At 72.9% G+C, this 21,494-nt stretch carries 23 protein-coding genes and 2 pseudogenes; 9 read left to right on the top strand and 16 right to left on the bottom strand.

Annotated elements, in window-relative coordinates; genetic code table 11:
• Positions 1–273: 273 nt before the first annotated feature.
• Both IRY44_RS07675 and IRY44_RS07670 read right to left on the bottom strand, forming a co-directional pair.
• On the bottom strand, positions 274–1,323 hold the full coding sequence (locus tag IRY44_RS07675) for a hypothetical protein (RefSeq protein ID WP_194799736.1): 1,050 nt from the start codon (positions 1,321–1,323) through the stop codon (positions 274–276).
• Between the two features lie 91 nt (positions 1,324–1,414).
• Positions 1,415–1,576, bottom strand: a complete 162-nt coding sequence (locus tag IRY44_RS07670; protein ID WP_194799735.1) for a hypothetical protein — start codon at positions 1,574–1,576, stop codon at positions 1,415–1,417.
• Positions 1,577–1,714: 138 nt separating this feature from the next.
• Between IRY44_RS07670 and IRY44_RS07665 the strand changes: the two genes are divergently transcribed.
• Positions 1,715–2,074, top strand: a complete 360-nt coding sequence (locus IRY44_RS07665; RefSeq protein ID WP_194799734.1) for a YraN family protein — start codon at positions 1,715–1,717, stop codon at positions 2,072–2,074.
• A gap of 1 nt (position 2,075) precedes the next feature.
• Positions 2,076–2,969, top strand: a pseudogene (locus IRY44_RS07660) (magnesium chelatase domain-containing protein); the annotation flags it as partial.
• 225 nt (positions 2,970–3,194) lie between these two features.
• Here IRY44_RS07660 and IRY44_RS07655 read toward each other — a convergent pair.
• The 3 genes from IRY44_RS07655 to IRY44_RS07645 all read right to left on the bottom strand — a co-directional run bounded on the left by IRY44_RS07655 (position 3,195) and on the right by IRY44_RS07645 (position 4,799).
• Entirely contained in the window at positions 3,195–3,446 is a 252-nt protein-coding gene (locus IRY44_RS07655) for a flavin reductase (RefSeq protein WP_145753154.1), read from the bottom strand.
• A gap of 496 nt (positions 3,447–3,942) precedes the next feature.
• Positions 3,943–4,245, bottom strand: coding sequence for a hypothetical protein (locus IRY44_RS07650; RefSeq protein ID WP_194799733.1), 303 nt, complete (start codon positions 4,243–4,245; stop codon positions 3,943–3,945).
• Positions 4,242–4,799: a hypothetical protein gene (locus tag IRY44_RS07645; protein WP_194799732.1), complete on the bottom strand. Its 558-nt coding sequence runs from the start codon at positions 4,797–4,799 to the stop codon at positions 4,242–4,244. Before IRY44_RS07645 ends, IRY44_RS07650 begins: the two co-directional genes overlap by 4 nt.
• Before the next feature lie 288 nt (positions 4,800–5,087).
• Between IRY44_RS07645 and IRY44_RS07640 the strand changes: the two genes are divergently transcribed.
• Positions 5,088–5,291, top strand: coding sequence for a hypothetical protein (locus IRY44_RS07640; protein ID WP_194799731.1), 204 nt, complete (start codon positions 5,088–5,090; stop codon positions 5,289–5,291).
• Between the two features lie 140 nt (positions 5,292–5,431).
• On the opposite strand, the gene IRY44_RS07635 is transcribed toward IRY44_RS07640, so the two are convergent.
• The 6 genes from IRY44_RS07635 to IRY44_RS07610 form a co-directional block, all read right to left on the bottom strand.
• A complete protein-coding gene (locus IRY44_RS07635) occupies positions 5,432–6,880 on the bottom strand; it encodes a phage major capsid protein (RefSeq protein ID WP_194799730.1) in 1,449 nt (482 codons plus the stop codon).
• Positions 6,881–8,236: 1,356 nt separating this feature from the next.
• A complete protein-coding gene (locus tag IRY44_RS07630; protein ID WP_194799729.1) occupies positions 8,237–9,700 on the bottom strand; it encodes an AAA family ATPase in 1,464 nt (487 codons plus the stop codon).
• Positions 9,701–9,792: 92 nt separating this feature from the next.
• Positions 9,793–10,008 carry a hypothetical protein gene (locus IRY44_RS07625; protein WP_194799728.1) on the bottom strand — a complete coding sequence of 72 codons (216 nt, stop codon included), beginning with the start codon at positions 10,006–10,008 and terminating at the stop codon, positions 9,793–9,795.
• Positions 10,009–10,109: 101 nt separating this feature from the next.
• A complete protein-coding gene (locus tag IRY44_RS07620; RefSeq protein WP_194799727.1) occupies positions 10,110–10,496 on the bottom strand; it encodes a hypothetical protein in 387 nt (128 codons plus the stop codon).
• Positions 10,493–10,690, bottom strand: coding sequence for a hypothetical protein (locus IRY44_RS07615; RefSeq protein WP_194799726.1), 198 nt, complete (start codon positions 10,688–10,690; stop codon positions 10,493–10,495). Before IRY44_RS07615 ends, IRY44_RS07620 begins: the two co-directional genes overlap by 4 nt.
• 146 nt (positions 10,691–10,836) lie before the next feature.
• On the bottom strand, positions 10,837–12,303 hold the full coding sequence (locus tag IRY44_RS07610; protein ID WP_194799725.1) for a recombinase family protein: 1,467 nt from the start codon (positions 12,301–12,303) through the stop codon (positions 10,837–10,839).
• Between the two features lie 37 nt (positions 12,304–12,340).
• On the opposite strand from IRY44_RS07610, the pseudogene IRY44_RS07605 reads away from it, so the two are divergent.
• Positions 12,341–13,057: pseudogene (locus tag IRY44_RS07605) on the top strand (ATP-binding protein); the annotation flags it as partial.
• Positions 13,054–14,235 (top strand): DNA-processing protein DprA, encoded by a 1,182-nt coding sequence (locus IRY44_RS07600; RefSeq protein WP_194799724.1) that lies wholly within the window; start codon positions 13,054–13,056, stop codon positions 14,233–14,235. The pseudogene IRY44_RS07605 and the gene IRY44_RS07600, both read left to right, overlap by 4 nt.
• Positions 14,236–14,240: 5 nt before the next feature.
• Here IRY44_RS07600 and IRY44_RS07595 read toward each other — a convergent pair whose 3' ends face one another.
• Positions 14,241–14,582, bottom strand: coding sequence for a hypothetical protein (locus IRY44_RS07595; protein ID WP_194799723.1), 342 nt, complete (start codon positions 14,580–14,582; stop codon positions 14,241–14,243).
• Between the two features lie 441 nt (positions 14,583–15,023).
• Between IRY44_RS07595 and IRY44_RS07590 the strand changes: the two genes are divergently transcribed.
• Together IRY44_RS07590 and IRY44_RS07585 are read left to right on the top strand one after the other, a co-directional pair.
• Positions 15,024–16,010, top strand: a complete 987-nt coding sequence (locus IRY44_RS07590) for a tyrosine recombinase XerC (protein ID WP_194799836.1) — start codon at positions 15,024–15,026, stop codon at positions 16,008–16,010.
• Positions 16,011–16,058: 48 nt separating this feature from the next.
• Positions 16,059–17,240, top strand: a complete 1,182-nt coding sequence (locus IRY44_RS07585) for an aminotransferase class V-fold PLP-dependent enzyme (RefSeq protein WP_194799722.1) — start codon at positions 16,059–16,061, stop codon at positions 17,238–17,240.
• Positions 17,241–17,253: 13 nt separating this feature from the next.
• Here the strand turns inward: IRY44_RS07585 and IRY44_RS07580 are convergent, their stop codons facing one another.
• Positions 17,254–17,874 (bottom strand): M23 family metallopeptidase, encoded by a 621-nt coding sequence (locus IRY44_RS07580; RefSeq protein ID WP_194799721.1) that lies wholly within the window; start codon positions 17,872–17,874, stop codon positions 17,254–17,256.
• 131 nt (positions 17,875–18,005) lie between these two features.
• On the opposite strand from IRY44_RS07580, the gene IRY44_RS07575 reads away from it, so the two are divergent.
• Both IRY44_RS07575 and IRY44_RS07570 read left to right on the top strand, forming a co-directional pair.
• Positions 18,006–18,665 (top strand): methyltransferase domain-containing protein, encoded by a 660-nt coding sequence (locus tag IRY44_RS07575; protein ID WP_194799720.1) that lies wholly within the window; start codon positions 18,006–18,008, stop codon positions 18,663–18,665.
• Positions 18,662–19,768, top strand: coding sequence for a sulfite oxidase (locus tag IRY44_RS07570; protein WP_194799719.1), 1,107 nt, complete (start codon positions 18,662–18,664; stop codon positions 19,766–19,768). Before IRY44_RS07575 ends, IRY44_RS07570 begins: the two co-directional genes overlap by 4 nt.
• Positions 19,769–19,792: 24 nt before the next feature.
• Here the strand turns inward: IRY44_RS07570 and IRY44_RS07565 are convergent, their stop codons facing one another.
• The 3 genes from IRY44_RS07565 to IRY44_RS07555 are packed head-to-tail and all read right to left on the bottom strand — an operon-like array spanning position 19,793 to position 21,449.
• Complete coding sequence (locus IRY44_RS07565; RefSeq protein ID WP_011905215.1) at positions 19,793–20,116, bottom strand: DUF2469 domain-containing protein; 324 nt, start codon at positions 20,114–20,116, stop codon at positions 19,793–19,795.
• Positions 20,113–20,988 carry a ribonuclease HII gene (locus IRY44_RS07560; RefSeq protein WP_194799718.1) on the bottom strand — a complete coding sequence of 292 codons (876 nt, stop codon included), beginning with the start codon at positions 20,986–20,988 and terminating at the stop codon, positions 20,113–20,115. The genes IRY44_RS07565 and IRY44_RS07560 overlap by 4 nt, the downstream gene beginning before the upstream one ends.
• Positions 20,982–21,449, bottom strand: coding sequence for an NUDIX hydrolase (locus IRY44_RS07555; RefSeq protein WP_194799717.1), 468 nt, complete (start codon positions 21,447–21,449; stop codon positions 20,982–20,984). The genes IRY44_RS07560 and IRY44_RS07555 overlap by 7 nt, the downstream gene beginning before the upstream one ends.
• Positions 21,450–21,494: the final 45 nt, after the last annotated feature.

The raw sequence follows: 21,494 nt of genomic DNA, 5'->3' as shown, positions 1-21,494 counted from the left end.
TGGCGCCCGGTCGCCGGCCAGGGTGGGCCCGGTACGTCAGACCGGGACCAGGGAGGCCGTCGCCCCACGGAGGAGACCGTGGAGAGGGCACGCGAGGTCGACCGCGCGAGGCGGTCGCCAGTCGACCAGTGTACGCGCCCTCTCCGCTGCCCGGCCCCCGGGTGCGGAGGCCGGCGTGATCGACTCCAGGTGCGCCTTGATCGACTCCAGGACGGCGAAGTGGCGGCGTCACCCTGTCGGTGACACCGCCACTCCGGCGTACTGGGGTCGGGCTCAACCGGCCGCGAGGGCGGCGGCGAGGAAGAGGACCAGGCCGACGGTCAGGTAGGCGGTCGGCGGGCGCAGCCAGCCCCGGCTGCCGTCGGCGAGCGCCAGCCCGCCGGTGCGCAGCCCGTACAGGCCGGTGCCGAAGATCGGCAGACCCACCACCAGGAAGATGCCCACCACCACGTGCGACGTCGACACCGGGTCGCCGAACAGGCCGTGCAGCAGCACCCGCACCGCCGGCACCTCCAGCACCAGCACCAGCGCCGCCAGCAGCACCGCCAGCGCGGGGCGCCGGGTCCGGTAGACGCCGTCGCCGGGCGGCGGACCGTCCGGTCGGGGCATGAGTGCCGGCATCGGGCCGGTCGGCATCTCCAGCGGGTTCGGGGTCGCCGCCGGCTGGGCCGGACCACCCGGACGCTCGCCGATTCGCAGCGGAGTGGCCTCGCCGGGGTTCAGCCGTGCCGCGGCGGCCGTTTCGGCCCCGCCGTCGGCACCAGGCGCCGGCTCGACGACCGGGTAGCCGCCGATCGGGCTGAGCCGGGGCTTCTCGACGCCGGCAGCAGCGCTCCGGGCGTCGGCGCCGCCCGCCGGGTCGCTGCCGTGGACGATGAGGCCGTACGGGTCGGCACCGGCCGGTGCGGCGCCGGTCAGCGGGGCGGTTGCCGGCGCACCGAGCGTGCTCGACAGCGGGTTACCGTGCGCGGCGGTGCCGAGCGCGTCGACGCCGCTGCGGGACACCGCGCCGAGCGGGTCGGCCGCCGACTCGCGTGCCGCGCGACGGCCGGCGCGCGACCCGGGCAGCTCACCGGAGACCTCCGGGTCGTCCGGCCGCTGCGACCGCCAGCTGCTCGTGTCGTCCACCAGCGGATCGGCGGCGGAGTACCGGCCCGGCTCGGCGTACCGGCTGTCACCGGCGCGCTGCTCGGGCGTGCGGTAGTCGTCGTCGCGGTAGCGGGGCTCGCCCGCGGCGCGCCAGTCCGACTCGTATCCCCGGTCGCCCCATCGCGACCCCTGCTCATCCTCGGAATAGCTGCGTCGTCCGTCCACGACCGGCACGGTATGCGACGGGCTCCAGCCGCGCCATTCGGGCCTCCCGAGGATCGGCCCAGGTCAGCGCCGATATCGCCGGGTCGCCGACAAAACACGCTCAGTAGCCGTACGGCGTGAAGATCGGCGCGACGTCCGGGTAGGGGAAGTCGCCGGGGAGCGCGAAGCCGAGCGAGCGCTCCACCGCCGGCCAGTTCGGTGGCGCGCTCGACCGGGCGGGAGGCGGCACCATCCGCGCGAGCCGCTCGACGTACCGATTCATGCAAGCCTCACGTCTCTCCCGCGCTCTCCGTAGCAGATCGGAGTCATGATCGTCGTTCCGTCCACAGGCGGCACCTTGTCCACAGGGCGGCCCCGCACGACGCCCCCGCTCCCGTCCGCCGGTCGCATCCTGGCCGGCATGACGAACCGGAACCGAGCCGTCGGGGCGTACGGCGAGCGGTGCGCGCTACGGCACCTGATCGAGACGGGCCTGCGCCCGGTCGCCCGCAACTGGCGCTGCCCCGAGGGCGAGATCGACATCATCGCCTGGGAGGGCCCGGTCCTGGCCATCTGCGAGGTCAAGACGCGCCGTACCGAGCAGTTCGGCTCCCCCGCCGAGGCCGTCGTACCGGCCAAGGCCCGCCGGCTGCGCGGCCTGGCCGCGCGCTGGCTCGCCGAGACCGGCACCACCGCCGACGAGGTCCGCTTCGACGTGCTCTCCGTCCGGCTCCCGCTCACCGGCCCCGCCCGCGTCGAGCACGTCCGCGGCGCGTTCTGAGATGGGGTACGCGAAAGTGCTGAGCGTCGGCCTGGCCGGAGTCGCCGGACATCTCGTCGAGGTCGAGGCCGACCTGGCGCCCGGCCTGCCCGCCGTGATCATCTCCGGCCTGCCGGACACCGCGCTTCACGAGGCACGCGACCGGGTCCGCGCCGCGATCGTCAACTCCGGCCAGAAGTGGCCCAACCGGCGCATCACGCTCAACCTGCTTCCTGCCACACTGCCGAAGTACGGCTCGGCGTTCGACCTCGCCATCGCGCTCGCCGTCCTGGCCGGCTCGGGTGAACTGCCACCGGTCGCGCTTGACGCCACTGTCGTGCTCGGTGAACTCGGCCTCGACGGCACGGTACGCCCCGTCCGCGGCACGCTGCCGATGGTCGCCGCCGCCGCCCGCGCCGGGCACACCCGCGTCGTCGTACCCGCCGGCAACGCCGCCGAGGCGGCAGTCATCCCGGGCGTACGCGTGCACGCGGTCGACACGCTGCACCGGCTCGTCGCCCACGTCCGCGACGGCAGCCCGCTGCTCGCCCCGCCCGCCCACGTCCCGGCCGGCGGCACGGCCGGGCCCGACCTGGCCGACGTGGCCGGGCAGCCGCTCGGGCGGCGCGCCCTGGAGATCGCCGCCGCCGGTGGCCACCACCTCGCACTGCTCGGTCCGCCCGGCGCCGGCAAGACCATGCTCGCCGAACGGCTGCCGTCGATCCTGCCCGAGCTGGACGACGAGGCAGCCCTGGAGGTGACCGCGCTGCACTCGATCGCCGGTCTGCTGCCACCCGGCGGCGGGCTGTTGCGCCGTCCCCCGTTCCAGGCGCCGCACCACACCGCCACGGTGCCCGCCCTGTCGCAGAGGGCGGGGTCTACAGCCGAGCCCCCGACCGGAGGGGGTCGAGGGCTCGGGGGCCTTACTTACTGGCGCGGGGTGAGGGCAGGGTACCGCCGGGTCGGGGCGTTCAGCGCGGACAGGCGGTGTCGTGGCTGCCAGCCGGGCGGAGGCTCGGGGGTCGCCCGGTCGATGGTCTGCCGGAGGCTGCGCCGGGCCTGCCGCCCCCACGACCAGGCGACCCAGCAGCCGACGGCTTGGGCGATGACGGCAGCCAACAGCAGACCTGTGCCGATCGGGTCAGACATTGCGCACCGACCGCAGCCAGCCGAGGAACCGCGTGTGCATCTCGGCGGGGTCCGGCGGCTCGGAGTAGAGCCTGGTCAGGTCGTCCGTTGCCTGCCGCATCAGGGCGGCCAGGTCGACGGCGAGGTTGCGCCGGTCGTGCTTGTAGTCCGCGACCAACTCGACCTTGGCGTTCTCGCACGGCCAGTTGAGCAGGTCTGCGGTGCAGACCCACAGGGGTTTGAGCGGGGCGTGGCGTTGGGTCACCTTCGGGCCTCCTGGGTGGGTCGGCTTGCAGGTGGCACCCCCGCCCGCCGCGAAACTCGCCACCGGGCGGGGGGCCTTCCGCCATCGCACCCCAGCGGTTACCCCTCCGTCAATCATCTGGGGACCCCCGTTCGTGTGTCCCCGATCGGGGACCCCCATCCGGGGGGCCCCAGCCGTGCCTAGGTTCGGTCTATGACGGAGGGACCGGGCGAACTGATGGGGCCCTGGGAGATCTGCGAGCGGCTCAACGTCTCCCGGTCGCGGTTTCAGCAGATCGCCATGCGCCCCTCGTTTCCGAAGCCGTACCAGGAGCTGCGAGCCACAAAGGTTTGGCTCAAGGCCGACGTCGAAGCTTGGATCGCTGAGCACAGGCAGCCCCGGCCAGCGGACGACGACGAGTAGGCCCGACGACCCATCTCCTGTGGCCGCCCTCAAACGAGGGAGCCCCGTCCGGCACTAGCACCGGTCCAGGGCTCCCAAGGGCTCCGTCGAGTCGCTACGGCTGCGGCTGCTCCTCCAAGGTCTGCCAGTTCGACTGTTCATCGGCGGCCAGGCAGACCTGCCGGTAGATGCGGGCCTGCCGCCGCTCGCACTCGTCCTCGCTGGCGGCCAGCAACCAACCCGCCGACCTCCCCTCCATCAGGTCCATCGCCCGCTGCGGGATCCAAGCCCGATTCGCGAGGGGAACCAAGGCGTCCGGGTGCCCGGCGGCCAACCGCTCCCGGACGATGGTGTGGGCCTCATCCTCAGCGACCGCCAGGCAGTGCAGGGCTTCGCGGTACAGCTCGGCGTTCCTCACTTGCCCTCCTCCACCAGGCTCCATTTGCCGGCCTCGGCGACCCGGCGCTCACCCTTTGGGGTGTGGTAGACCGCCGAACCCTGCGGCATGACGGTCGCCGGGTAGACCCACCGGCCGACCTTGATCCGCTGCCCGTGCCCGTGCGGGTTGTCCGGGGTCGTCTCCGGCTCGGGCTGCGGCTGCGGGGTCAGTTCGGTCTTCTTGCTGGCCGCCTTCTTGGCCGCCCGCTCCTGGGCCTTGGTCAGCATGGCTGCCGCCTTCACCGCGAGGGCCTCGCTGACCGACTTGAGCGCGGTGACCGCGTCGGAGGTGATGACGGTGCCCTCGCCTCGCCCGTACCGGACCTCCTTGCCGTCCAGCTCGGCCCGGACCAGGAAGCTGGTCAGCTTCGCGTCGTGGCCCTGGGCGAACAGCCGGGGGGTCCGCCGGTCGCAGCCGGTCGTCTCGATGGTGACGTCCGGCTCGCTGCCGTCGGGCCCGTCGACGGTGACGCCGACTTCGAACTTCGAGCAGGTGCAGGGGCCGAGCTTCCCGACCTTTGTGCGCTTCGCCATTTCGCCACTCCCGCTGCTAGATGATCTTGCCTCTCGGGAAAATCCCATCATGCAGGTAGGAAACGGCACAATCCCTCCGGGCACCCCGGACGTGTCGAACCCGCTCCAACATCAGCGGAGCCCGCAGCGGGCCGAGCGCATGCGTAGTTTTGCCGCGCGCCGCCAAACACTCCCGGGCGCGCCTAGTTGACCACCGCCCCGAGGCGATGGAATCTTGCGGAGCAAGGCGTCGTCCTGGGGGGACACAGATCCAAAAGGGATCAGTGTTTCTAGTGGAGGCCCCCCTCAATGAGTAACAACGTCGCTACCCGAGTGCTGCTGCTGGTCGTCGCCGTCCTTACGGCCAGCCTGATCGGCGTAGTCGCTGGCTTGGTTTCCTACGCGATCGAGCCGAACGTCGGCAAGGCTCTGCTCACCGGGGGCACCGCCTTCGGCGGGTCGCTGGTCTTGATGATCACAGCGCTCAACTTCGTAATGAACCGGAACGCATGAGCCGGGCGGAGCCCGGGTGGCGGTCGCCCGGGGCCGACATAGGCCGAGGCCCGGCGGGGGACCGACCAAGCCCCCACCGGGCCTCGACAGGAGAACCACCCGGCGGCCGACCGAGGAGACAGCCGCCGGGTGGTTCAGGCTCACACGTTCAGCAGACGGAACGCGTTCGGGTTCACGACGTCGGAGCCGGTCCGGAAGTAGAGCACCAGGCCCCGCCGACCGGTCGGGCGACCGGCCGCACCCATCAGGTTCGGGATCAGCTCGATCGTGGTGCCGATCCGGTCCACGATCACGAAGTTCGAGAAGTCGCCGTAGGCGAGCAGGTAGTTCGCCGTCGACGTCTCGATCGTGCCATCCATGTTCGACAGCTCGTGGATGCTGCGGTTCAGCAGCCGACCGTTGCCCAACTCCGGGAACAGCCGCGCCCCGGCCGCCGTCTCCATCTGCGCCATCGTGTTGATGGTCGGCAGGGCGGCCACCCACTCCGCACGCGGCTGGAACCGGGGCGGCAGGGCGTTCTGCACGTTGTACGGGTCCGCCTTGCCGAACGCGTCCGCCACCGCCGAGGCCACCAGGGTCGAGCCGCCCGCCGCCACCAGCGCGGTGATCAGGCCCTTCGGCTGACCGACGCCGGAACCGGTGGTGTAGGCGGTCGCCATGAGCTGGTCGGCCCCGTCGAGCATCAGCCCTCGGATCTCCGACTCGAAGTCGCGCACGTCCATCCCGACCTCGTACGAGTACGGGACGAACGCGTCGCCCAGGTGCACCGGGATGTTCGGGTTGGCGACGGTCGGCGAGGCGTCGGCCATCTCCCGGGTGGTGTTGTCGGCACCGAGCCACTCGGCGGTCACCCCGGCCGAGGTGATCCCCGACCACTGGCTGCCCGTGGTCTGCACGACCCGGGAGATCCGCCGCAGCGGGTTCACCGAGCCGCCGGAGGTCAGCATGATCGCCGGGTCGAGCGTGACCGGAACCATGTAGCCACCGGCACCCGAGACGCTCTCGGACATCGCCCGCGTCTCCGCCCGGAACTGCTCGGCCTGGCGGTACGCCTCCTGCTCCGCCGGGCTCCACAGCAGGTGCCCCTTCGCCGGGTCCGCGAGGAGCTTGTTGAACGCCGACCGGTACTGCTCGTTGCCCGCGACGACGAGCCACCGGGCGGCCACACCCTGGTCGTACGTGCTGCCCTGCTTGGTCAGCAGGTCGGTTGCCTTCTCGGCCGCGTGGTCCGGGAGCTGGCCCGAACGGTGCAGGGTGTCGACGGTCCGCTTGGCCTGGTCCCGCACCGACCCGCCGAACACGTCCGGGGTGTCGTCACCGGTCCGGTACCCGTACTGGCTGCGGGACCGCTCGACCCGGGCGAGCCGCTGCTCGGCGACGAACCGGCGCAGCTCGTCCGCGTGGCCGCTGTGGGCGTCCCACTGGCGCTGCTGTGAGGCGGTCAGGTCGCCGTCGCGGGCCTCGTTGTGGACCCGGTGCATCTCCGCCGTGTGCAGGTCGATCGCCGCGTCGGCCGCCCGCTGGATCGCGTCCAGGTCGTCGCCGTACTGAGTCCGCAGCTCGGCGAGCGTGGGAATCTTCGTGGTCATTTCGGTTGCCCTCCTCAGGCACGATCCATCAGGTTTGGTCGGCGACCCGATGCCGTGTCGCTGGCTGCTCGGAGAGCTTCACCAGGTCGGGCGGTCGGACAGGATCGGTGGTGACGGACTCGGAGAGCTTCCCCGCCAGCCGGGCGACCCGTGCCAAGATCCAGCGAAACATGACGATTTGGTGAGGTCAGCGCCAATGCCAGCGGCCACGCGGACGCCACACCATCCCCCGGTGGACCCGACGCTTCACCGCCCGAGGACCCGCGCAGCCGACACACGGACCGCCCTCCGGCGGGAGTTGCTGCGCTGGCCGCCGGTTCTGCCTCCGCTGTCGCCTCACCACTGGTCGTCCTCGTAGTCCTCGATTGCCGGGGCGGCCACAGCCGACAGGGGTTTCGCGCCCCGGCTCTGGTTGCACGCCTTGCCGCACTCGGGGCACCGGTTGTCCCGCAGGACCGTCCCGTCTCGTCTCCTGTAGAGGGCCCCGTGGGCTGGTCGCATCGCGTGAGGGTCCGGGGTCTGGTTTGGCAGGTCCCGCAGCGGGATGAGGTGATCGGCCTCCCGCGCGCCCCCGTGCCCGCAGAGATGGCAGACCGTCCCGTAGATCTCGAACATCAGCAGCCGCGCGGCACGGGCCCGACGAGTCGACCGAGGCTTGCGGTACTGCTTCACGGCTCCGCCCTGCCCTCCGGCCAAAGGGCAACATGCTCGGGCCGGCCAAACCGCTTGGCCGAGTTGTAGGCGGCACCCTTGGACGCCAACCCGACCTCCTCGGCCACCTCCTCCCACGGGCGGCCAGCCGCACGGAGCCAGGCGGCACGCTCGCCCCTCGCCCTGCGCTTGAAGTCCCGAAGCGACTCCCCTCCCCACAGGTCGCGCTTCGGCTCCGTCCAGGGTTCCATGATCACCAGCGAACCAGGCCCGACCTCGACGGTTTTAGCGAGATCCCCCAGCCTGCGGAGACGGAGAGAGCGGATTGTGGCGGGGTTTCCGTCGGGGTCCGTCGCTTAAAAGGCGGCCAGCACGCGGGAGCGTTGGTCCCTCGTTGTTGTTGTCGACAGACCTTGTTGTCGGCCCCCACCCTCCGGGTGTGGGGGCCCGACAAACAAGGCCCGTCCCTGTCGCGGCTACTGATGTTGTCGGATGTTGTCGGGGCCTTGTCGACAACCCTCCGCATAGCCTCTGACCGGCCACGCTGTCCTGTCCTGGCCGCCTGCCTTGTCGGCACCTTGTCGGTGGGCCACGGTGACAGAGAGGTAAGTGACGGCGCCATCACTTGTCGGGCCCTCCGACAACATGCCGAGGGCACCCGCCCGGGATGGGGGGTGCCCTCGGTCGTCGCGCGGGGATATGGGGTCACTCGGGCAGCGGGGGCACCTCCGGCAGGGTGGGCGACTCGCCCCGGCCGATCCGCTCCTTCATGACCGCCAGGGCCTCGCGGATCTTCCCGTCCGACACCGTGAAGTCGGGCGACCCGCCCTCGCCTCGCAGGTGGGCTTCGAGTTCAGCCTTACGAGCCTTGACCCGGGGATTGCCCGCGTCGGTGCCGATGTTGTCGACAACCCACTTGATGATCTGCTCCTGGATGAGCCAGTTGTGCTGGCCGCCCTTGGGGGCGTCGGGCCCGTCGCTGGACAGGTGCCGGGTGTTAGTCCATCCGCCGTCCGGGCCTCGGTCGGCTTTGCGCTCGATCCACCTGCGGCTGATCCCGTCTCCGGTTCGGGTGTCGGTCCGTTCCAGCAGGTACAGCCCTGCGACCTCCGACATGCCCCACACGTGATCGACGTCTTGGCTCTTGGCCGAGCTGCCCCGGCTGCCCCGCTCGACGTCCTTGCCGGTGTGGTCGAGCCGCAGCGACGCGATACCGGCTCCCTTCAACGGCATGAGACTGTTGTTGTAGAGGGCGAGCCAGGTATCCGACTCGTTCTCTTTGCCGCTGATGAACCGGCTCACGGTGTCGAACACCACCAGGTCGGGCCGGTACTCACTCACGATGTCCATAAGCTCCCGGCCCCCGGCCGGGGTGTCCAGCGCGGGCAGGTTCGGGAAGCTCAGGTAGACCAGGTTCGGGCAGGGCCGGAACCCCAGCGCCTTCATCCGGCCGATGAACACCCGCTGCCCGTTTTCCTTGTCCAGGTAGAGCACCCGGGCGGGGTCGCGGGCCGGGTCGCCGAGCCAGGGCAGACCGGCGGCGATGCGGTAGGACATGTCGAGCGCTACCAGGCTCTTGCCGACCTTGCCGGGTCCGACCAAGCTGGCCTGCTCTCCTCGGGCGAGCAGCGACCCGGGCCACTGTTCCAGAGGCGGCAGCTCCGCATCGAGCAGGCTTCCCCAATCAGTCGCGGGGTAGCGGTCCCGGACGGTCGGCGGCAATCCTGCGGGCTGGCTTCCGGGAGCCTGCGCGGGCTGGATCCCCACCGACATACCGGCGAGGGCCTCCGAGGCCGTCCCCGTGGCTCCGGAGGGCATCGTGAGGGCCTGTCCGGGCCAGGGCCACAGCTCCGGGTGGTGGGGCTTGGCCGCCTGCTCGCGCTGGTGCCAGGGCTCGGCCCGCAGCTTGTCCAGCTCCACCCGCTGTTCCTCCTCAGTGAGGTCGTCGAACTCCACGATCCGCTCGACCCCATCCGGGCCGATCTCGATCCGAACGACCCAGGTGCCGAGCCACACCCGCTCGCCCGGGGTCGCGTCGTCCAGCCAGCAAAGCGGCTGCCGACACCAGCAGATGCCGGGTTCGCAGTCGTGGTCGGCCGCCGGGCCGATCTCGTACGTCGGGACGCCGTCCACTAGGAATGGCGGACTGGTCTCCCTGGTAAGGCTCATGGTGTGATGTCTCCTGTCTCGCCCCACCCCAGGGCGTTGAGTTGGTTGGTCGGGCCCCGGTCGTCACCCGGGGCCCGACGCGTATCCCGGGCCTACTTGACCCGAAGCTCTGTCGCGAGCCGGTAGCGGCTCAACAGCAGACCGCCGGGCGGTCGGTAACGCTCGATGGCCAACACACCCTCGTCGGCGAGGCGGCCAAGCTCCCGCTCGAACTCGGCTTGGCTGACGCCGTGGCGCAGGACAGCCGACCGCAGGGGGCGGTAATCGACCAGCCCATCGGCCCGAACCATCCCCGCGTCGGCGAGCATGTGCACCAGGACAATCCGGGGGTGGCTGCTCTTGCGGACACTGACCACCAGCGGGCCCCGGCCCCGCCGGGGGCCCCGCTTGGTCCTCGGCTTGGTTCGCATCACGCCACCAACCGCCGGTAGAAGTCCTCGCTGACCCCGACGACCGAGACGATCCGCCCGGTGTCGAGCTGCTTGAACGGAACCTGAACGACCCGCAGGGGCTCCGCCTCGGGCTGGGCCTCGACGGCTTGGCTGGCTGCCGACTCCGGGTACTGGTCGGTCGGGATCGCGAGCACTCCCCCGGCCCGCAGCACCAGCAGGCACCGGTCGGCGAGGTCCTCGCACAGACAAAACACGCCCTTGCCGTCCTGGTCGTGCCCGAGGAAGGCGACAACCCGGTTGGCGAACAGCGCGCCCGGGACGAGGAACTCAACCGCGCACGCCTGGCTGATGTCGGGCAGCCAGCTCGCAGGGGTGACGACTCGCGGGGCATGGGGGCAGCTCATCGGGTCACCGCCGGGGGCAGCAGCCGACGCAGGGCCTCGATCTGCCCGGGGGTCGGCGCGGGAGCCGAGTTGATCAGGTCTTCGACCGCCAGCCGGGCCCGGATGGCTCGCACGGTGGTCTTGGCCGCAGCTGCTTCGGCCGAGTCGGGCCCATGCTTGCTGACCATCGAGCCGTACACGCCACCCGCTCGCACGAGGTCAGGGTGCAGGGCCCAATCGATTGCTCGTCGCCGTGTCATCTTGGGTGTCCTCCGTGGAAGTGAACCGGAGGGGGGTCGTCCCCCCGCCACCCCAGGGGAACACCAGGTTTACATGCGAGTCAGAATCGGTGTGGCTACCGTCACGCGTCCTCCCAAGTGAGTCGCCGGCCCACCGTGTGAACGCAGGTTTGGAGGGGCCTCTCGTGCTCCCGGGCCGCACACCACCCCCGGTCCGTCGTCCGGTGCACCGTCGGCACTCCGAGACGCCCCGGGACACACAGCGCGCGGGCCGCGTCCCGCCGGGCCGACATCGGCATCCCGGCCCACCGCTTACGGGCCTCGGTGTCGGCCGGGGCGACGAACCGAGACAGGACCGGCGGCACCGACAACTCCCGGTCGAGGGCTTCAAGCCGGGCCAGCTCCTGCCGCAACGGCGGTTCGGCCGAAACCGCGAGCAGGACTGAGATTGTGCGGGCGGCCACTGCTGCGGCGAGGTCGGTCAGTTGCAGCCGGACGGCGGCCAGCTCGGCGCGCACCTGGTCGAGCCGCTCATCTGTCCCGCCTGGCCGCCTCGTCAGGCTCTCGTCCGTCAGCGCATCGATGATCGCTTCCTCAACCAGGTAGTCGATGAACTCTTGGTTGATTTGGAGGCAGTCGCGGTCGTGACACCTCAGGTGCCGGGGCTCGCCTCCGCGCTCGCTGGATGAGGTTGGGCCCCCACAGACTCCACACCGGACGACCGCCGTCGACAGGTGGATGCCGAGCCCTGCCCGGGTGGTCTTGCGGGTCGGGTCGCGCAGGATCGCCTGCACGGTGTCGAACAGCTCCGGCGGTACCAGCGGCTCCCACTGCGCCGGATAGATCTGGTCGTGGTGAACCCTCCGCCCGGCGTATGCGGGTTTGATCGCGATCTGGCGCAGGTGGACCGGGCTGAACGGTCGTCCGCTGGCGTTGAGCACCCCCCGGGCCTCCCACTCCCGTGCGATGGCGGCCAAGCTCCACCGGTCGGCCAGCTTCTCGAACAGGTCCCGGACGTTCGGTGCCTCGTCGGGGTGCGGCTCCTGGCCGAGCAGCGCGCCGGTCCTCGGGTCCCGCACCCGCCGGTATCCGTACGGCACGTTGCCCCAGGGCCTGCCCTCGGCTGCTTTGGCCGCCGCTGTACGCCTGACCCGCTCGCTCACCTTGTCCGACTCGTAGGCCGAATCGATCGCGTCTTCCCGCAGGGCCCGCCGATCCCGGGCGTTGCGGGGGTCGTACTCGCGTTGGTGCGTCTCCACCCAGAACCTGACCCCGGCGGCTGCGGCCAGCCGGATCAGCTCTTCCCACTCGGCGGGTTGGCGGCTGCCCCGGCTCGACTCGTAGATGCCGAGCAGCGTCGCCCCGAAGCTCCCGTCCGACAGGTCCCGCAGGAGCTGCTCGAAGTCGGGCCGAGGCTTGTCGCCGTACATCGAAGCGGACAGGCCACGGTCGAGGTACGGCGTCGGGTGCATCGCCCAGCCTCGGCGGTCCGCCGTTGCCGTCAACACGTCGCCCTGTTCGCCGGTTGAGGTGCTGTGTCCGTGCCGGTCCTGGCTGACGCGCAGGTAGGGCCGCATCGTCTCGGTCATGCCGGGATCGGAACACGGTCCTTGTCTCAGAAGCAACCCCGCCCCTGCTGACACTGCCGGTGTGCCAGCGCTCGTCGGAGGCGGTTCCGGGCTGGCCCGGCCCGGCGCGGTGTCGCTCGCCCACCGCGGGGTCCTGTTCCTGGACGAGGCGCCCGAGTTCAGCAAGGGCGCGCTGGAGGCGTTGCGGCAGCCGCTGGAGAGCGGCCGGGTGCGGGTGGCGCGTACCCGGGGCGCCACCGAGTACCCGGCCCGCACCCAACTGGTGCTGGCGGCCAATCCCTGCCCGTGCGCGAAACCGTCCGGCGACGTCGACTGCGAGTGCCCGCCGCCGGCCCGGCGACGCTACCTGGGGCGGTTGTCGGGTCCGCTGCTCGACCGGGTGGACGTGCAGGTCCAGCTGAAGGCGGTACGCGCGGCGGAGCTGCTGAGCACCGGCGCCGCGCAGGAGTCCTCGGCCACCGTCGCCGCCCGGGTGGTCGCCGCGCGGCACGCCGCCGCCGAGCGCTGGACGGCCACCGGGCACCGGGTGAACGCCGACGTCCCCGGCCCGTACCTGCGCCGGCCGCCGTGGCACCTGCCGGCCCGGGTCACCACGGATCTGCGCCGCCGGCTCGACACCGGTTCGCTGTCCGCGCGCGGCTACGACCGCGTACTCCGGCTCGCCTGGACCATCGCGGACCTGGACGGGCGGGACCGGCCCGGCCACGACGACGTGGCGGAGGCCATCCAGCTCCGGACCGGGCAGGGCGCGTGAGCGCCGACGATCGCCGGCTGGCGCGGGTCGCGCTCACCTGGCTCGCCGAACCCGGCACCCGGTCGGTGTACGCCCTGGTCGAGCGGCTCGGCCCGGTCGCCGCACTCGATCTGCTGCTGTCCGGCGGGGCGCCGGAGCGGACGCTGCGGTCGGCCGTCGCGGCGCGCGGCGCTGCCGGGGACGCCCGGGCGGTCGCCGCCGACGCGCTGGCCCGCGGCGAACGGCTCGGGGCCCGGCTGGTCACCCCGGACGACGACGAATGGCCCGCCCAGGTCGGCGACCTGCGCCGGCTGGCGCTCTCCGGGGCCACCCGGCGGGTCGACGTGGAGACCGATCCGCCGCTCTGTTTCTGGGTACGCGGAGCGTGGCCGCTCGATGAGGCGCTGGCGCGCTCGGTGGCGGTCGTCGGCGCGCGGGCGGCCACCCCCTACGGCGCGCACATCGCCACCGAGCTGGGCTACGGTCTCGCCGACCGGGAGTGGACAGTCGTGTCCGGCGGGGCGTTCGGCATCGACGCCGCCGCGCATCGCGGGGCGCTGACAGCGGGCGGGCGCACCGTCGCCGTGCTCGCCTGCGGCGTGGACCGCCCGTACCCGATGGGCAACGCCGCGCTGTTCGACCGGATCGCCGAGACCGGCCTGCTGGTGAGCGAATGGGTTCCGGGCGCGGAGCCGTTGCGGCCCCGGTTCCTCATCCGCAACCGGGTCATCGCGGCGGCGACGAACGGCACTGTCCTCGTCGAGGCCGCCGCCCGCAGCGGCGCCACCCAGACACTCAACCGGGCGCTCGGCCTGCGCCGCCCGGCGATGGTGGTGCCCGGGCCGGTCACGTCAGCGATGTCCGTCGGTGGCCACGAGGTGCTGCGGGAACGGCCGGAGGCACGGCTGGTAGCGAACGTCGCGCACGTGCTGGAGGAGGTGGGACGCATCGGGTACGACCTGGCCCCGCCCGCCCGGGCGCCCGAACGCCCCCGGGACCGGCTCGACGAGGAGGCCACCCAGGTGCTGGAGGCGCTGCCCCGCCGCCGGGCCCTCGACCTGGAGAGCATCGCCGCGCGGGCGGGCGTCGACCTGCGTACCGCCATGCGCAAACTGTCCATGCTGGAGGAACTGGCGATGGTGGTACGCCGCGACGACGGATACGCACTCGCACCGCCCCCACCGGTCGCCCGTTGGTGAGCGCGTCAGTCGCCCTCGAACCGGATCTCGGCGTCGCGGCGCTCGGCACATCGGCGGACGAGCCGGGCCAGCCGGTGCACGTGGTCGACCTCCGCCGGCGCCCCGGCCACCTCGGCCAGGCACCGCAGCTCGGCGAGCAGTTGCGGCATCCGCTCGGCGCTCACTGTCAGCTCACCGAGCGGGTCGACGCGGTCCAGCAGCGGGGTCCGCCCGCCGCCCCGGACACGCTTGAGCAGGTCGAGCAGCACGTCCTGCGGGTCTGCGACGGCCTCGATCGAGACATACGCGGGCCGGCGACGACCGGTGCCCGCCGATATCTGCCGGTAGAGGACGGCGTCCACTCCCACTCTCGGCCTCCTCGTACCGGCGTCACCGTCACGGGGACGCACTGGCCTGATCGCGGCCGGATCGGCCTCCGTCGGGGCCGGCTCGGCCGCGCTGCCCGCCGGTCGCCGCACCGGAGCGTGCCGCAGAATGAGTTTCCCCTGTCCAGACCGGCTTCTGCCACCCCGCTCAGCGCGTCGTCACGCTTTCCACGCCGGAAGGACGCGGCCGACGTGGCGGACGGCACAGCCCACGGGCGACGGCCGACCCGCCGCGAAGGCGGGAGCGACAGCCGGGCGGCACGGCGAGGTGGCGGCACGGCGACGGGCGGCGCTCCGGCCTTACGCTGGGGCGGTGATCGCCGTCCGCCTCCGCCGCCGCGACCGTGTGCGCCCGGACCGGGTGCCGCGGTGAGCAGACGGCAGCGCGGCACCCGGGACGCACACGAGGAACTGCCGGCCTCGATGCGCGAGGCGGTGGACGACTTCGCCGATCATCTGTCGCGGGTGCGCAACCGCTCCGTCCACACCGTCCGGGCGTACGTCACGGATCTCGTGTCGCTGCTGGATCACGCCGTCCGGATGGGCTGCGCCGAACTGCCGGAGCTGGACCTCGCCGTGGTGCGCAGCTGGCTGGCGAAGCAGCGGACCGTGGGAGCGGCCCGGACGACGATGGCGCGACGCGCCGCCGCGGCCCGGACGTTCAGCGCCTGGGCGCACCGCACCGGCCTGCTCGCCGACGACGTGGCCGCGCCGCTGGCCAGCCCTCGCGCCCGGCGGGAACTGCCCACGGTGCTGCGCGCCGACCAGGCCGCCGCCCTGGTGGAGGCACCGTCGCAGCGCCCGGGCCCGCCCGAGGCCGACCGCTCGACGGTCCACCCCGACGGCGCCGGGCTCGGACGCGACCACGCAACGGCCCCCGAGGCGGCCGGCGACGGACCGCCCGACGCGGTGCTGCTGCGCGACCGGCTGCTGCTGGAACTGCTCTACGGCACCGGGGTACGCGTCAGCGAGGCGTGCGGCCTCGACGTCACAGACGTCGACCAGGCCCGCCGGGTGGTACGCGTGCTGGGCAAGGGCGGGCGGGAGCGGTCGGTGCCCTACGGAGTGCCGGCCCAGCGGGCGCTCGACGCCTGGCTGCGCGACGGCCGGCCCACTCTGCTGACCCCGGGCTCGGGCCGGGCACTGCTGCTCGGAGCTAGGGGCGGGCGGCTCAACCCGACCACCGCGCGGCGGATCGTGTCCGGCTGGGCCGGGGCCGCCGGGGTACCGCGGGTCACGCCGCACGGGCTGCGCCACTCCGCAGCGACGCACCTGCTCGAAGGAGGCGCGGACCTGCGCGCCGTGCAGGAGCTGCTGGGGCACTCGTCGCTCGCCAGCACCCAGATCTACACGCACGTCTCGGTGGAGCGGCTCCGCGCCGCGTACCGCCAGGCACACCCCCGCGCCTGACCACCGAATGCGGCCGGCGCATGATCCATCCCGGGCTAGGATCGGTGCATGACGGTGCCGCAGCCGCCCGAGCCGATTCCCGGGGCTCGGCTGCTCTTCTCCCTCGATCCCTCCGTCAGCCATCTCAACCACGGCTCGTTCGGCGCCGTACCGATCGCCGTGCAACGCGCCCAGCAGCGCCTGCGCGACGAGATGGAGGCCAACCCGCTGCGGTTCTTCACGCAGGGCCTGGTCGACCGGATCGCCCACGCCCGCCGTCACCTGGCCGCGTTCCTCGGCGCCGACCCGGACGGCACCACGCTCGTCGGCAACGCCACCACCGGCGCGGCCGTGGTGTTGCAGTCGCTGGCGCTGCGCCCCGGCGACGAGATCGTGACCACCGACCACGGGTACGGGGCGGTGGCGCTCTCGATCGCCAGGGAGTGCGCCCGCACCGGGGCGGTGCACCGCACGCTGCCGGTGCCGTTGACCGCCACCGACGAGGAGGTGGTCGAGATCGTCCGCACCGGGCTGCGGCCCGGGCGTACCAGGCTGCTGATCGTCGACCAGCTCACCTCGCCGACCGCCCGGCTTTTCCCGACCGCGGCGATCGTCGCGGTGGCCCGGGAGCAGGGCGTGCCGGTGCTGGTGGACGCCGCGCACGCGCCGGGCATGCTGCCGGCCACCGTCGCGTCGGTAGGCGCCGACTTCTGGGTCGGCAACCTGCACAAATGGGCGTACGCGCCACGCGGCACCGCCGTACTCGTGGTGGCGCCGCAGTGGCGGGAGAAGATCCAGCCGCTCGTCGTCTCGTGGGAGCAGGACAGCGGCTTCCCGGTCCGTGTCGAGTGGCAGGCGACGCTCGACTACACCGGCTGGCTGGCCGCGCCGGTGGGCCTGTTCACGTTGCGCAGCCTCGGCGTGGACCGGGTACGCGCGCACAACGCGGCGCTGGCCGCGTACGGGCAACGGGTCGTCGGGGACGCGCTCGGTGTGGCGCCGGAGCGGCTGCCGGAGCCCGGCGGACCGGCGGTCGCCATGCGGCTCGTGCCGCTGCCGCCCGGTGTCGCGACGACGCTGGACGCGGCCCGGGAGCTGCGGACCCGGATCGCCGACCGGCTCTCCGCCGAGGTGTCGATCGCCGGCTGGAACGGGCGCGGCTACCTGCGGTTGTGCGGACAGGTCTACAACACCCCCGACGAGTACGACCGGCTGGCCGTCCGGCTGCCTGCGCTGCTCGCCCAGGGCTGAGCGACACGCCCGATCACCCGGCGAGGTCGGCGGGGACGGGGTGCAGCGGCAGCAACCGGACGCGACCGAGCCCGAGCAGGGCCAGCGGATCGAGGTACTCCGCGTCGCGTCGCAGTCCCCAGTGCAGGCAGGCCGCCTCCACGCACCCGGGATGCCCGGCGAGCAGGACGCCGACCGGCGTGCCGGCGTCCACACGGGTACCGGCGGCGAGCCGGGAGCGGACCGGTTCGTATGTGGTGCGCAGCCCGTCGGCATGGCCGACGGTGAGCACCGGCCGGCCGGCGACGGTGCCGGCGAACAGGACGGTCCCGGCGCCGGCCGCCAGCACCGGCGCGCCCGGCTCGGCGGCGAGGTCGACACCCCGGTGCCCGGACAGCCAGGGCTGCGGCGGCGGGTCGAAGCGCCGCACCACCCGGGGCGCGCCCGGCAGCGGCCACCGGAACCGCCCACCGGGCGCACCCCGAAGTCCCGCAGCCGAGCCGCCCGCCGCCGAAGCACCAGGAGTCGGGGCACCCGCAGGTAACCCCGACAACGGCCCGACCGAGGCCGACAGCGTCGTCCGGGAAGACGCGGAGGGCCCCGGCAGACAGACGACGAGGAACAACACCACGGCGTAAGAGATCGAGGAACGCACGCGAGCACCCTGCCCAGCCCGGGCACCCTCCCGCGCACCCCACCCGCCGGCCCTGTGGACGACGCCCTCACTGTGGACGAGCGCCGAATTCGGGGCCGATCTGCTACGGCCCGGACGCCTATGCTGGCCGGGTGACGAAGGACTGGTACGCCTGGCACCGCGACTACGACCAGCCCGAGTCCGCACTGGCCCGGCGGCTCGCCGAGGTGCGGCAGCGTGTCTCCGACGCCCTCGACGCGGCACCACCCGGTCCGCTGCGCGCGCTGAGTCTGTGCGCGGGCCAGGGCCGCGACCTGATCCCGGTGCTGGCCGCCCATCCGCGGGGCGCCGACGTGACCGCCCGCCTGGTCGAGCTGGATCCGCGCAACACCGATCCGGCCCGCCGTGCCGCCGCCGACGCCGGGCTCACCGGCGTGGAGGTGGTGACCGGGGACGCCTCGCTGACCGACCGGTACGCCGACCTGGCGCCGGCGGACCTGGTGCTGGTCTGCGGCATCTTCGGCAACATCAGCGACGACGACATCCGGGCCACGGTGCGGCACTGCGCCTCGCTCTGCGCCACCGGCGGCACGGTGCTGTGGACGCGGCACCGGCGGGAGCCGGACCTGGTGCCGGTCATCTGCGAGTGGTTCGCCGAGGAGGGCTTCGAGCCGGTCGCGGTGACCAGCCCGGCCGACGGTGTGGGCGTCGGCGCGCACCGCTTCACCGGCACGCCCCGCCCGCTGGCGCCGGGTGCGCGGATGTTCACGTTCGCGGGCTACGACGTGCTGGAGCGGACGGAGCAGGAATGACCACTGTGGACGACGTCAGCCGGCCCTCCCGGGTGGCCGGGCCGGACGAGGCGATCAGCGCCGAGGAGCTTCAGCTCGCCGCGCGTAACCACGGCATCCCGTTGGAGGCGCTGCGGTACGACGTGACCCCGGCGGGCCTGCACTACCTGCTCATCCACTACGACATCCCGGACGTCGACCCGGCCGCGTACGCGCTGAAGGTGTCCGGCGCGGTCGAGCGTCCGTTGCGGCTGGACCTGGCGGCGCTGCGCGACCGGCCCCGGGTGACACACCGCGTGACGCTGGAGTGCGCCGGCAACGGGCGGGCGCTGCTGCATCCCCGCCCGGTCAGCCAGCCCTGGCTGGTGGAGGCGGTGGGCAACGCCGAGTGGACCGGTACGCCGCTGGCGCCGCTGCTGCGCGAGGCCGGCCTGTCCGGCGACGCGGTGGACGCGGTGTTCACCGGCGCGGACCACGGGGTGGAGCGCGGCGTCGAGCAGGACTACCAGCGGGCGCTGCCGGTCGCAGACGCGCTGCGTGAGGAGGTGCTGCTGGCGTACGAGATGAACGGCGCTCCCCTGCTGCCGCAGCACGGCGCGCCGCTGCGCCTGATCGTGCCCGGCTGGTACGGCATGGCGCACGTGAAGTGGCTGCGCGACATCACCGTGACGACCGAGCCGTTCGACGGCTACCAGAACGCGGTGGCCTACCGGCTGCGGCGCGACGCCGACGACCCGGGTGTGCCGGTGACCCGGATCGAGCCGCGTGCGCTGGTGCGTCCGCCCGGGTTCCCGGATTTCATGTCCCGCACCCGGGTGCTGCGGCCCGGGCCGTGCACTCTGGACGGCCGGGCCTGGTCCGGCCACGCGCCGGTGATCTCGGTCGAGGTGACGACCGACGGCGGTGGGACGTGGACGCCGGCGGTCCTGGACGAGCCGGCCGGAGGCGAGTGGGCGTGGCGCCGCTGGTCGGTGAGCTGGACGGCGACGCCGGGGCGGTACGTGCTCGGCGCCCGGGCGACCGACGCGTCGGGGCGTACCCAGCCGGTCGAGCAGCCGTGGAACCGGGGCGGGTTCGCGAACAACCTGGTACAGCGGGTCGAGGTGGTCGTGCCGGCGGAGTGATCTCCGGCGTTCAGCCGCCTGCGGTCAGCTCCCGAATCCGGAATCTGCGGGAAGCGAGATGTCGGGCTTTTCGAGCTCTTCCACATTGACGTCCTTGAACGTCATCACTCGCACATTCTTGACGAAACGGGCAGGGCGGTACATGTCCCACACCCAGGCGTCGTGCATCTCGACCTCGAAGTAGACCTCGCCGTCGGAGTTGCGCACGTGCAGGTCGACCTGGTTGGCCAGGTAGAAACGGCGCTCGGTCTCCACCACGTAGGAGAACTGGCGGACGATGTCCCGGTACTCCCGGTAGAGCTGCAGCTCCATCTCGGTCTCGTACTTCTCGAGATCTTCCGCGCTCATCGCACTCCGCCTTCCATGACCACATCTTCCCCCACCGACGCCGGAGGTCGCGGCTGCTCGCCCAACGCCACGCCGACGGTACCCCCTGACGCGCCGCAGCGCCCCATCGGCTCGTCCGGGCGGCCGGCGAACGCGCCGGGCCCGAGACCCGGCAGCCCTGCTACGGGCTCGGGCGACGGTGCGTCGGTGCCCGCCGGGCGGCGGGCGCGGGGAGGCCGGCCGTCCCGTCCGGAGACGGCGGCCACGTTCACGTACGAGAAGCGGTGTTCCCGGCAGGGCCCGAGCGCGCGCAGGGCGGCGCTGTGCTCGGCGGTGATGTAGCCCTTGTGCTCGGCGAAGCCGTAGCCGGGGAACCGCCCGTCCAGTTCCACCATCATCCGGTCCCGGGTGACCTTCGCCAGCACGCTGGCCGCCGCCACGCACGCGGCCACCCGGTCACCCTTCCAGACCGCCAGGCCCGGCACGTCCAGCCCGTCGACGCCGAAGCCGTCGGTCAGCACGTACTCCGGGCGGGTGGTGAGCGAGGCGAGCGCCCGGCGCATCGCGGCGAGGTTGCACACGTGCAGCCCGCGGGCGTCGACCTCCTCGGCCGGGATGACCACCACGGCGTACGCCAGGGCCCGTGCCACCACCTCGTCGTAGACGCGCTCGCGGGCGGCGGGGGTGAGCAGCTTCGAGTCGGCCAGCTCGTCGATCTCGCCGCGCCGGCCCTCGGGCAGGATCGCGGCGGCGGCCACCAGCGGCCCGGCACAGGCGCCTCGACCGGCCTCGTCGGCGCCCGCCACGTGCCGGAAGCCGCGCCGTTGCAGGGCCCGCTCCAGCGCGTAGAGGCCGCCGTCGCGGCGTACCACGGTGCGCGGCGGAGTCAGCATGCGCCGCCTCCCGACAGCACGGCGCCGAGCCAGCCGGGCAGGTCCGGTGGGTAGTAGCGCTCGGTGCTGGTGGCCAGCTCGGCGACCGGCCACCAGCGGTGCCCGTGCACGCTCGCCCGCTCGACGTCGGTGAACCCGGCGGTGTCGACCTCCCAGCCCGTCACCCGGACCAGGTAGAACTGCTGCTCCTGGCGGTACCAGACGCCGTCGAACGGGAACTCGACGGTGTCCGCCCAGACCGGCGCGCCCAGCTCGGCCGGGGCCAGCCGCAGGCCGGTCTCCTCGGCCAGTTCCCGGGCGGCGCCGTCGGCCGGGGACTCCCCCGGGTCCAGCCCGCCGCCGGGGGTGAACCAGTACCGGTGACCCGGCCGGGCCGGATCACTGCCCTGGAAGAGCAGCACCCGGTCGGACGCGTCGACCAGCAGCACCCGGGCCGCGCGACGAGGGGTGTAGACGGTCACCGCACCAGCCTGCCAGACGCCTGCGACGAACGACCACGCCCTCCC

This window comes from Micromonospora sp. ANENR4, assembly GCF_015354395.1.
In the GTDB taxonomy this organism is placed as follows: Bacteria; Actinomycetota; Actinomycetes; order Mycobacteriales; family Micromonosporaceae; genus Micromonospora; species Micromonospora aurantiaca.
Note: the sequence above shows the minus strand (reverse complement) of the source record. Positions and strands in the feature narration are given on the sequence as shown.